The sequence below is a fragment of the Desulfovibrio faecalis genome, assembly GCF_053570625.1.
The window spans coordinates 1,654,260-1,666,101 of sequence record NZ_JBRBQR010000001.1 but is presented as its reverse complement, the minus strand read 5'-3'; the positions used below and the strand labels follow the sequence as shown (position 1 = coordinate 1,666,101).

Here is an 11,842-nt window from a genome sequence, read left to right as displayed (position 1 = left end):
CGCGCCTCTGGCCGCTCTTGACGCAAGGCTGGCTTTGCGCCAGAGTATCCCCATGTCGGAAGATAACCCTCCCCCTACGCAGGCCCAGGACTCTGGCATCGGCATCAGCAGGCAATCGCCCCTGGAACAGCCGATAGTTCAGGAGACCGAAAGCGGCCAAAAGTTGTTACAGTTCCTGCAAAGGCGGCTGAACTTGCCCCCCACCCTGCTCCACCGCTGGGTGCGCACCGGACAGGTGCGTATCAACGGCAGCAGATGCAAGCCCTTTGCCCGCGTGCAGACAGGCGACATTGTTCGTCTTCCTCCCTTTGCCTTCAAGATGGCGGAAGAAAGCGCATCAGAAACGGCCCCCCTGCCGCTGACGGATACAGCTCTCGACACGCAGCCGGTTGATTCGCCGCCGTTGCCGCCCATGATCGGCACTGACGGTTACCTGTGGGCTTTTAACAAACCCGCAGGCCTGCCTACACACCCCGGCACCGGGCATGACGACAGTCTCAGTTCCCGGCTGGCCGCTTACTTCGCAAGCGCGCCCTTCAAACCCACGCCCGTGCACAGGCTGGACAAGGAAACATCGGGCGTGCTGCTCGTGGCGGCCTCATACGAAGCTCTTGCCAAGGCTCAGGACGCCATACGCGATGGAACGCTGGTCAAGGAATATGTGGTCTGGGTGCAGGGGCGCTGGCCCTTTGCCGAAACGCAGATTCTGCGCCACTTTTTGCGCAAGGATACTGCCCAGGGCTACGAGAAGGTACGCACGGCTGCGCCCGGCGAGGCCGACAGCCGCGAGGCCCTGTGCATGGTGCGCCCCCTGAGGGTGGAGCAAGCGCAAAGCCTGCTGCTTGTGCGACTGCTGACAGGCCGCACGCATCAGATCCGCGTACAGCTTGCCACTGTTGGGCATCCTGTGATTGGCGATGCCAAGTACGGGCAGGCTGCCCCCACGCGCCGCCATGTGCCGCGTGGGGCTTACACCCTCCCGGCCCCGGCCCGCGTGAGTTCAACTGACAATTCCGCCCCTGAGCCGGAAAGCCTGATGCTCCATGCCCTGCGCGTGACAATGCCCTGCGGGCACGTGTTTTCATGCCTGCCGCCGTGGTCTGGCGCGCATGCCCTTGAGCAGATGCCAGAGCCTGTCGCCGCCATGACAGCCCCGGAACATAGGGGTGAATGCGGGGTCTTCCCTTTGACGGAACAAAGTGCTAAAAATAAATTTTTACGCCAGTAAAACAGTCTTAAAACCCAGCTGTCCTGGCAGCCGCGTGGTCTGCGCGGCACTACACGCCAGACGCCTCAGAGAGCATATGCTCCGGGCGCTTTCTTTTCATCGGAGCGCATGACCGCATGGTGGCGCACTCCGCTTCACGCTTGCAATCTCGCCTGGCAAATCCCAGGCGTACACTAAGGTATTCTCATGGCAGATACATTGCCCCGCGTCATTCTGGTGGGTCGCCCCAATGTGGGCAAATCCACCCTGTTCAACAGGCTTATCCGCAGCAATCGGGCCATCACCCATGACCGCCCCGGCGTGACCCGCGACCGCATGGACGGCGTGGTGCGCCGCAAGGACACTCCCGTTTTCGGCATTGTGGACACGGGAGGCATCACGCTTGACGCCCACGCAGCCGTGGTTGAAGGCCCCGAAGGCATTCGCGGCTTTGAGCGCGACATCCTTGCGCAAACCGAGGCGGCACTGGTTGATGCCGCAGCCGTGGCCTTTGTGGTGGATTCGCGTGACGGCCTGCTGCCCCTGGACGAACATCTCGCAGCCCATGTGCGCCGCAAGGGTTTGCCCACCATCTGCGTGGTCAACAAGGTTGACGGCGTGGAGCGCGAAGATGAACTCATGGCCGAATTTCATGTTCTGGGCTTCCCGCTGCTGGCGGTTTCTGCCGAGCACGGGCACAACATCACCGCTCTGGTGGAAGAACTGGTAGCCCTGTTACCGGAAGAAACCTCCACCGAGCCGCCCGCCCCGCCGACCCTCAAGCTGGCCATGCTTGGCCGCCCCAACGCGGGCAAGTCATCGCTTATCAACGCCATTTCCCGCAGTGACCGCATGATTGTTTCCGATGTGGCGGGCACCACGCGCGACAGTGTTGACGTGCGCTTTGCGAGCGGTGGGCGCGACTACGTGTTTGTAGACACTGCGGGTGTGCGCCGCCGCACCAAGATCAGCGACAGTCTGGAAAAGTACTCCGTCAACTCGGCCATCAAGTCGAGCACCAAGGCCGACGTGACCCTGCTGACACTGGACGCCGCCGAAGGCGTGAGCCAGCAGGACAAGCGCCTCATGGACATGCTGAACACGCGCAAAACGCCCTTTATGGTGCTTATCAACAAGTGCGATCTGGCCCCCCGCGACTCGCTGGACAGGCTTAAAAAGAACGTGGCCGAAATGCTGGCCTTCTGCCCGCATGTGCCGATTCTGAATGTTTCTGCCCTCAAGGGAACCGGCCTGAAAAAAATTCTGCCCCTGGCAACCCAGATTCACGAAGAATGCAGCGTCCGCATTTCTACCGGCAAGCTCAACCGCGCCATGGAAGAAGTGCTCGACAAGCACCAGCCGCCTGTGGTCAAGCGTGTGCGCGCCAAGTTCTTCTACCTTACCCAGGCGGAAACCGCGCCGCCGACCTTTGTGTGCTTTGTGAGCGATGCCACCCGTGTTCCTGAAAGCTATACCCGCTATCTTGAACGCGCGTTGCGCAAAATATTCGGCATCACGCACGCCCCCATGCGCCTGCACCTGCGCTCAAGCCACAAGAAAAAAACTGAAAAATAGCGGCAGGCCTGGCTGAGACCAGGCTGCCCGCCGAACAAAAAAATCCCCCGGTTAAACCGGGGGACACGATGTCAGTCTGCAAAAGACGGCAAGCCCAATGAGCATGGATAAAAGAGCTTGAATGGCGGAGACGTATAGGGGTCGAACCTACCACAGACCGCAAGGCCTGCCACCGGTTTTGAAGACCGGGCGCCACACCGGTGACGAAACGTCTCCGCATGGGCGCACCATAGGGCAAAAGCCCCTTGCCCGCAAGAGGGCAAACTTATTTGGCCTTTGCAGCACAGCAAAAGCAGCAAAGCCCGCAGCACAGTTTGAGCATGCGCAACACGCACCCGGCATGCGGTTTTGACTTCAGAACGTCAAACCTCCATTGCCAAGTGTGTTTTGCGCATTATTATGAACAAGACAAGCGCAGCCGAAACCCCTGTTGCCTGAACTGCAAATGCCCACAAACATTTGACACCAGACACATACAGGTAGTAATTTCTTAACTGTGCTGGCCATATATCCGGCCTGGCCGTGCGCCACCGCGCGCGGAAAACGTAACGGAGGCAGTGTTGAATCAGATAAGTCGCAACCTGATGCTGTGGGCGATAATCGTCCTGGCGATGGTCATGCTTTTCAATATGTTCCAGCAACCGCAGGGGATCACCCAGCGGGTGCCCTACTCAGATTTTCTCAGTCAGGTGGACAACGGCCAGCTCATGTCCGTGACCATTCAGGGGCACACCCTCATCGGGCGCACCTCTGACGGAAAAACCGTGCAGTCCTACGCTCCGCAGGACATCGGCCTCGTAAACCGCCTTATTGAAAAAAAGGTCGAAATCAAGGCCGAACCGCCGGAAGAACAGCCATGGTACATGACCCTGCTGGTTTCATGGTTCCCCATGCTTTTGCTTGTGGGCGTGTGGATTTTCTTTATGCGCCAGATGCAGAGCGGTGGCGGCAAGGCCATGAGCTTTGGTCGGTCGCGCGCTCGCCTGCTCAATCAGGACAGCACCCGCGTTACCTTTGCTGACGTGGCGGGTGTTGACGAAGCCAAGGACGAGCTTTCGGAAGTTGTGGAATTTCTCTCCAACCCCAAAAAGTTTACCCGCCTTGGCGGGCGCATCCCCAAGGGCGTGTTGCTCGTGGGCCCTCCCGGCACGGGTAAGACCCTTCTGGCGCGAGCCGTGGCTGGCGAGGCCGGGGTGCCGTTCTTTTCCATTTCCGGCTCCGACTTTGTTGAAATGTTTGTGGGCGTGGGCGCTTCGCGCGTTCGCGACCTTTTTGTTCAGGGCAAGAAAAACGCGCCCTGTCTGATATTTATTGACGAAATTGACGCCGTTGGCCGTCAGCGTGGCGCTGGCCTCGGCGGCGGACATGATGAACGCGAGCAGACCCTGAACCAACTGCTTGTGGAAATGGACGGCTTTGAAAGCAATGAAGGAGTTATCCTCATTGCCGCCACCAACCGCCCAGATGTGCTTGACCCCGCCCTGCTGCGTCCTGGCCGTTTTGACCGTCAGGTGATGGTGCCCACGCCCGATCTGCGTGGCCGCCGCCGCATCCTTGAAGTGCACACCAAACGCACGCCGCTTGCGGGCGATGTTGATCTGGAGGTGCTGGCGCGCGGTACACCTGGCTTTTCCGGCGCTGACCTTGAAAATCTGGTCAACGAAGCGGCCCTTCAGGCCGCCAAGCTCAATCAGGACCGTCTGGACATGCACGATTTCGAGTATGCCAAGGACAAGGTTCTCATGGGCCGCGAACGCCGCAGCCTTATCCTCTCCGAGGAAGAAAAGCGCATCACCGCCTATCACGAAGGCGGTCACGCCCTGGCTGCCCGCCTGCTGCCAGGTTCCGACCCCGTGCACAAGGTTACTATCATTCCGCGTGGGCGCGCCCTCGGCGTGACCATGCAGCTGCCGGAAGAAGACCGCCACGGCTATTCGCGCTCCTTCCTGCGCAATAATCTGGTGGTGCTGCTGGGCGGACGCGTAGCGGAAGAAATTATTTTTGACGACATTACCACCGGCGCCTCCAACGACATTGAACGCGTCACCCGTATGGCCCGCAAGATGGTCTGCGAGTGGGGCATGAGCGAAGCCGTGGGTACGCTGGCCATCGGCGAAACCGGCGAAGAAGTTTTTATTGGCCGCGAATGGGTGCAGAACAAGAACTTCAGCGAAGACACGGCACGGCTTGTGGATTCGGAAGTGAAGCGCATTGTGGAAGACGCGCACAGCCGCTGCCGCAAGCTGCTTGAGGAAAATCTGGATACCCTTCACCGCATTGCCCAGGCCCTTCTTGACCGCGAAACCATCACTGGCGAGGATCTTGAGCTGCTCATGGACAACAAGGAGCTGCCCCCGCTCGACAGCAACGGCAAACCAGTACCCGCCAGCACTGCCGCCAAGGGTGGCAAGGCTGCCAAATCCGGCGCTGAATTTGTCATTGAACCAGATACCGATGCTCAGGCCCCTGAACAGAATGTAGAGCAGAAACCGGAGCAGCAATCGGAGCAGGCGGAGTCCAAACAGTCCGAAACCGAGAACACACGGAACAACAGTAAAGAAAATGACCGATAGCATTTGCCCGGCCGCTCTTTCCAGGGGCGCAGACTGGCATATTCTTGGGGGGCGGGCGTTGAAGACGCCCTCCCCCTTTGGCGTCATGGGTATTGTGAATCTGACCCCAGATTCCTTCTATGACGGGGGCCGGCACAACGCCCCGGCATCGGGCCTCAACCATGCGCTGACCCTGCGCAACCAGGGTGCAGACATTCTTGACCTTGGTGCGGAATCGTCGCGGCCCGGAGCTGCGGAACTGCCCCCCCAGCAGGAAACCGAGCGCCTGCTGCCGGTTCTGACAGGGCTGCGCCAGGCTGCGCCCGGAGCCGTAATCTCCGTTGACACCTACCATGCCGCCACGGCTGCCGCAGTGCTGGACATGGGGGCTGCCATCATCAACGATATTTCGGCCTGCGCCTTTGATCCCGCCCTGCTGGATGTGCTTGTGCAGTACAAGCCCGGCTATGTGCTGATGCACAGTCAAGGCCGCCCGCAGACCATGCAGCACGATCCGCGCTACACTGATGTTCGACGTGAAGTGCTGGAATTCTTTGAGCGCGAGATGTCGCGTCTGGTGCGGGCGGGCCTGCCGGAAGACCGCATTGTGCTTGACCCCGGCATCGGCTTTGGCAAGACGCTTGAACACAACCTCACCCTGCTGGCCCACCCGGAAGACTGGCTCGCCCTTGGGCGCCCCGTGCTCATGGCCTTGTCCATGAAATCCGTTTTTGGCGGGCTTCTGGGCCTTCCGCCGCAGGAGCGCGGTCTGGCAACAGCCACGGCCACGGCAATGCTGCGCGGCAAGGGTGTGTTCTGGCACAGGGTACATGATGTTGTTGCGGCCCGTCAGGCCATGACTCTTGCTTTGGCTCTTGAGGCCAACTAGGGATTCAAACCGTCAACGATTGCGAGTCTGCCGGTATGGTGCGATTTTTTTCAACGCGCCCATTCACTGGAATGCTGCTCATCACGTTGGCCTTCAACTTACTTTTGACCTGGGTTTTGATTGACCGCAAACAGCAGATTGAACGGGTCAAACTTGAGAGCATCGCCCGCTCGCAGCGCGATAATCTCCAAAACGATCTGTTGCGCCTGATATTCAAAACGGAAACCCTGAACGCGCTTGTTATTGACAACCATGGGAACATTCAGGAATTCGAGCGCGTTGCCGCTGCCCTGCGGGATGAAGATACCATTCAGGCCTTTGTGCTCGCTCCGGGGGGCACCATCGACAAGGTGTACCCATATACACCAGCCAATAGCCTGCTGGTGGGGCAGGACATGCTGGACGGCAATCTTGGCTGCCACGAGGCCGTCACGGCCCGTCACGGCGCACCCCTGACCCTGGCGGGGCCGGTACTGTTGCCCAACGGGGATGCGGCTCTGGTGGGGCGACTTTCCGTATTCCTTCCTGATGCTTCCGGTCGCCCTCAGTATTGGGGTATCGCCGCGATATTGCTCCGTTTTCCTGACGTGTTGACAGCCTCGGACCTTTCCCTGCTGGACAGCATGGATATCGACTTTGGCCTTTGGCGCACATCCCCCCACAAGGGAGGGGCTTTGCTTATTGCTGGCAGCGCGGATTCAGAAAAAGACGCAGGCAGCATAGACGTACCGGTGACAATTCTTAACGCCCACTGGCTGATCCGCATGTCGGCAGGCGTTGCGTGGTATAGATCACTGGAATCATGGCTTTATGTGGGCATGAGTGTTCTTCTCAGCCTTTTCCTTGCGACTCTAGTTCAAAGGAATCATGATCTTACACAAATTCGCACCTATCTTGAGGCCATCGCTTACAGGGACGCACTCACGGGCGCGCTCAACAGGCGTGGACTCTTTGAGGAACTGCAACGGCGCATAGCCGCACCAATTTCAAAAGATTTTACTTTATATTACTTTGACTTAAATAATTTTAAAAGCATTAACGACACCTATGGACATGAGGCGGGCGACCGAGTATTGCAACTCTTCGCAGAGGTTGTTCGCGCACATGCCCCGGTGACGCACATTCTGGGGCGTATGGGCGGGGATGAATTTGTGTTGCTGCTCAACGGCACCCCGTCCAAGGAGAGGGACAAAGCCGCCTTTGCCCGTATGCACGCCGATCTTGCAAAGGGGCTGCCCGAGCTGAACATACCCGGGCCGATCACGTTCAGCATGGGCAGTGCAGTGTACCCTGATTCGGCCCTCACGGTGGATGCGCTGCTCTCCTGCGCGGATACTGCCATGTACCAAGACAAGGAACGCGCCAAGGCTCTCGGCTGACAGCGCTGCGGTTGCCCGATACACTTTGCTGCAAGGAACACACCGTGTTTGACCATATTGCCATAGACTGGCGCGATGTAATGGATATAGCTGTGGTCAGCATTCTGCTGTACCAGGTTATCCAGATGCTGCGCGGCTCGCGGGCGCTGACAGTCCTTACAGGGCTGGGCCTGCTTACGCTGTTGTATTTCTTTTCAAACGCTCTCGGCCTGTACACGCTTACCTGGCTGTTGCAGCACATCTTCAGCTCCCTGTTCATCCTCATAGTCGTTATTTTTCAGGCCGACATCCGTCAGGCCTTGGGCGAAATGGGCGCACGGCCTATCTTTCGCCGATCCAGCATAAAGAATATTGGCGTGGAAGAAGTGGTGACCGCATGTGTTGAAATGGCACGGCTGCGGGTGGGTGCACTTATTGTTATTGAACGCAGCATGCGCCTTGGCGATATGATCAAACGCGAAGGCGTGCGCATTGATGCGCAGCTTTCACGGCAGCTGCTCATGAATATTTTTTACCCCAAGGCCCCCCTGCACGATGGCGCAGTAATCATCAGCCGAAACAGAATCACCGCTGCGGCCTGCATTCTGCCGCTGGCCGAAGCCAAGGGGCAGAACTTCGGCACGCGGCACCGGGCGGCACTGGGTATCGCCCGTGAAAGTGATGCTCTGGTCATTGTTGTTTCTGAAGAAAGAGGCGAAATTTCCGTGGCCCTCAAGGATGAGCTGATGCGCGCCCTTGACGCTACCCGCCTCAGGCAGGTGCTTAATGAAATCCTCTGATCCCTCACGCCGCCCGCCGCACCTGCTTTCCATGCTGCTGGCGATCTTTATCGCCGTGAGCATGTGGTACATGGTCAGCGTTCGCGACAGGCTGGAAGCGCAGATCGAAGTAAGCCTTGATTATTTTGGCATCCCCGCCAACCTTGTGGTGACTGACGGTCTCATCAACAAGGCCATTGTGCGCCTGCGCGGGCCGGAAACTCTTTTGCGCTCCATAACGCAGCGCAAGATTATTCAGGCTGTTGACCTTTCCTCCATCAAAAAGGGCACCACAGTAGTTCCGCTTTCGGCAGAACACCTGGGCGCGGCCTTCCGCGCGTTTGAGCTCATTGATGTGCAGCCCCCGCGCATTGTGGTCAAGGCCGACACCGTGCAGGAGCGAAGCGTACCTGTTAAGGCGGTTGTGGATTCGCCCCTGCGCAGCGGCGCCCTGACGGTGGAAAACGTCAGCGTGACCCCGGCCACGGTGGTTTTGCGCGGGCCGGAATCCGTTGTCTCCGCCATTGCCAGCGTGCCGCTGACCATCATGCTTGATCCCAAGGCAGCGGGCACAACAACGCAGCAGACCATCACGCTGGACACGCCGGGCATGGTCACGGCCACGCCGCCTTCCGTCAAGGTGCAGTACACCATCACCAGTGGGCGCACCGTCATCTCGCGCCGCTGCAAAGTGGAAATTGCCAAGGAAAGCCGCCTGGCCTATACGGTGACCCCCGATGAAATTGCCGTGCTGGTGGAGGTGCCCGAGGCTCTGGCAAAGAACAGCCATTACCTTGGCGAGATGGAAGTTTCTTTCGTCACGCCTGAAATCCAGCCGGGAGAGAGCGTTAAAACCCCCCTGCACTTCAAACTGCCGGAAGGAATGACTCTCTTGAACCCGGTTACGGAAGAAGTTACGGTAACAAGAAAAAAGAAATAAGCGACGCCCTTCAACTGCCGCATCCGGCGGCCTGAATGGAGCGCAACCGTGCCTTGGCCCTTGCGGTCCGCACGGCATATACGACAAAACCCTGCAACAGCGCCCATGCTGAAACGCATCGGCGCGCTGCAAAAGCATTAGAGGTAAGGAGTTTTCATGGCTGAGCGTCTTTTCGGCACAGACGGACTGCGCGGCACGGTCAACAACTATCCCATGACCGTGGATGTGGCCCTGCGACTTGGTCTGGCGGCAGGTGTGCGCTTTCGGCGCGGCGACCACCAGCACAAGGTGGTCATCGGCAAGGATACGCGCCTTTCAGGCTATATGTTTGAATCTGCCCTCACTTCCGGCCTGTGCGCTGCCGGCATGCACGTGATCATGACCGGCCCGCTGCCCACCCCGGCCATATCCTTTCTCACCCGCAGCATGCGGGCCGACCTTGGGGTGGTTATTTCCGCCTCGCACAACCCCTTTCACGACAACGGCATCAAGTTTTTTGACGCCGATGGCTACAAGCTCCCCGACCTGACCGAAGACGAAATATCAGCCATGGTGCTGGATTCGGACTATAAATGGCCCTACCCCGAAGCGCGCGGCGTTGGCCGCGCCACCAAGATTGAAGACGCCGGGGGCCGCTATATTGTTTACACCAAGAGCTGTTTTCCTCCCCAGTTGACACTTTCTGGCCTGCGCATTGTGGTTGACTGCGCCAACGGCGCCAGCTACAAGGTTGCCCCTCTGGCTCTTGAAGAACTGGGAGCAGAAGTTTTCCGCATCGGTACAAGCCCAGACGGCACCAATATCAACGAGCACTGCGGCTCGCTCTATCCCGAAGTTGTGGCCGCCAAGGTGCGCGAGGTTCGAGCCGATGTGGGCCTTGCGCTGGACGGCGACGCCGACCGCCTCATTGTTGTGGACGAACACGGCGACATCATTGACGGCGACCAGCTCATGGCCATGTGCGCCCAGGCCATGATGGCCCGGGGCGAACTGCCGGGCAATCTGCTTGTGGCAACCGCCATGAGCAATATGGCCCTGGAAATTTTTATGAAGGATCACGGCGGTTCGCTGCTGCGCACCAAGGTGGGTGACCGCTACGTCATGGAAGCCATGCGGCGCGAAGGCGCCATGCTGGGCGGAGAGCAGTCGGGCCACCTTATTTTCCACAAGTACAGCACCACTGGTGATGGCCTGCTGGCGGCCCTGCAAATTCTGCGCATCATGCGCGAGAAGGACAAGCCCCTCTCCGAACTGGCAGGCAGGCTTAAGCCATTCCCGCAGAAGCTTATCAACGTGCGGGTCGAAAAACGTCTGCCCTTTGAGGAACGCCCCGCTATTGGCGAGGCTGTTGCCAAGGTCGAGGCGGAACTGGCCGGACGTGGGCGTGTGCTCCTGCGGTATTCCGGCACGGAATCTCTTTGCCGCGTCATGGTGGAAGGCGAAAATCCCGAAAAGGTCAAAGCTTTCGCTGAAGATCTGGCCGTTGTGGTTGAGCGCGAACTGCGCTGATTTGACCGTTGAACATCGCGGCGGCACTACCGGGCAGGTACTGCTTGCAGTATGGCTGCTATCCGTTTATTGCTTACATCGGTTTGCCGCTAATAAAAATTGTTTTGTCTACCCCCCTTGGAGGCATGCATGAAGGATATTCGTAAAGTCGTCATTCCCGTGGCCGGATGGGGCACCCGTTCCTTGCCTGCAACAAAGAATATTCCCAAGGAAATGCTGCCCATCTACAACAAGCCCGTCATCCAGTATGTGGTTGAAGAAGCGCAGCGCGCCAATATTGAAGACGTGATTTTCGTCACCAACCGCGACAAAACGGTTATTGAAGATCACTTCGACTACAACCTCCAGCTTGAGGGCGTGCTTGAACGCGCGGGCAAGCTCGACAAACTGGCTGAAGTGCGCAAGGTGGCCGAGATGGTCAACATCATGTCCGTGCGGCAAAAGCGCCAGCTTGGCCTTGGCCATGCGGTGCTGTGCGCGCGCGAACTTGTGCGTGACGATCCTTTTGCCATCATGGTGGGCGATGACCTCATGTTTGGCGGTGCTCCCGGCATCGGCCAGCTCATTGAAGTTGCCATGGCCGAAAAAATGCCGGTCATCGGCGTGATGGAAGTACCGTGGGAAAAGGTCAGCCGCTACGGCATCATTGATGGCGATGAAGTGACCCCCGGCGTGTTCCGCGTCAAAAACATGGTGGAAAAACCCGCCCGTGAAGACGCTCCCTCGCGCATGGCAATTGTTGGCCGTTATGTACTCACGCCTGATATTTTTGACTATCTTGAAAAGGTCGAACCCGGTCACGGCGGCGAAATCCAGCTTACCGACGCACTCCAGGCCATGGCTCAAGAAAGGGGCATGATGGCCGTGCGTATGTCCGGCATGCGCTTTGACGCAGGCGACTGGGCGGAATTTCTCACCGCCAACATCTACTTTGCCCTTCAGGACGAAGAACTGCGCTACGATCTGCTCAAGCTGCTCAAGAATTTTGTGCAGTTCCATTAAAACCCACTGCACATATGTATTGCCCCAAGCC

At 58.6% G+C, this 11,842-nt stretch carries 9 protein-coding genes and 1 tRNA gene; 9 read left to right on the top strand and 1 reads right to left on the bottom strand.

Going from position 1 to position 11,842, the window contains the following annotated elements; genetic code table 11:
• Positions 1 to 52: 52 nt before the first annotated feature.
• A complete protein-coding gene (locus tag ACUZ79_RS07430) occupies positions 53 to 1,228 on the top strand; it encodes a pseudouridine synthase (RefSeq protein WP_449251188.1) in 1,176 nt (391 codons plus the stop codon).
• A gap of 186 nt (positions 1,229 to 1,414) precedes the next feature.
• A complete protein-coding gene (gene der, locus ACUZ79_RS07425; protein ID WP_240824783.1) occupies positions 1,415 to 2,782 on the top strand; it encodes a ribosome biogenesis GTPase Der in 1,368 nt (455 codons plus the stop codon).
• 122 nt (positions 2,783 to 2,904) lie between these two features.
• Here der and ACUZ79_RS07420 read toward each other — a convergent pair.
• A tRNA-Sec gene (locus ACUZ79_RS07420) sits at positions 2,905 to 2,998 on the bottom strand.
• A 344-nt stretch (positions 2,999 to 3,342) separates the two neighbouring features.
• Between ACUZ79_RS07420 and ftsH the strand changes: the two genes are divergently transcribed.
• From ftsH to galU, 7 genes are all read left to right on the top strand, one after another.
• Positions 3,343 to 5,355 (top strand): ATP-dependent zinc metalloprotease FtsH, encoded by a 2,013-nt coding sequence (gene ftsH / locus ACUZ79_RS07415; protein WP_449251187.1) that lies wholly within the window; start codon positions 3,343 to 3,345, stop codon positions 5,353 to 5,355.
• The gene (gene folP / locus ACUZ79_RS07410; protein WP_449251186.1) at positions 5,345 to 6,223 is read left to right on the top strand and encodes a dihydropteroate synthase; all 879 of its coding nucleotides are present in this window, start codon (positions 5,345 to 5,347) and stop codon (positions 6,221 to 6,223) included. Before ftsH ends, folP begins: the two co-directional genes overlap by 11 nt.
• A 116-nt stretch (positions 6,224 to 6,339) precedes the next feature.
• Complete coding sequence (locus ACUZ79_RS07405; RefSeq protein ID WP_449251185.1) at positions 6,340 to 7,602, top strand: diguanylate cyclase domain-containing protein; 1,263 nt, start codon at positions 6,340 to 6,342, stop codon at positions 7,600 to 7,602.
• A 44-nt stretch (positions 7,603 to 7,646) separates the two neighbouring features.
• A complete protein-coding gene (gene cdaA, locus ACUZ79_RS07400) occupies positions 7,647 to 8,381 on the top strand; it encodes a diadenylate cyclase CdaA (protein WP_240824786.1) in 735 nt (244 codons plus the stop codon).
• Positions 8,368 to 9,300, top strand: a complete 933-nt coding sequence (locus ACUZ79_RS07395; RefSeq protein ID WP_240824787.1) for a CdaR family protein — start codon at positions 8,368 to 8,370, stop codon at positions 9,298 to 9,300. Before cdaA ends, ACUZ79_RS07395 begins: the two co-directional genes overlap by 14 nt.
• 156 nt (positions 9,301 to 9,456) lie before the next feature.
• Positions 9,457 to 10,809, top strand: a complete 1,353-nt coding sequence (glmM, locus tag ACUZ79_RS07390) for a phosphoglucosamine mutase (protein ID WP_449251184.1) — start codon at positions 9,457 to 9,459, stop codon at positions 10,807 to 10,809.
• Positions 10,810 to 10,938: 129 nt separating this feature from the next.
• Positions 10,939 to 11,811, top strand: coding sequence for a UTP--glucose-1-phosphate uridylyltransferase GalU (gene galU, locus ACUZ79_RS07385; protein ID WP_192111349.1), 873 nt, complete (start codon positions 10,939 to 10,941; stop codon positions 11,809 to 11,811).
• The last annotated feature ends 31 nt before the right edge of the window (positions 11,812 to 11,842 follow it).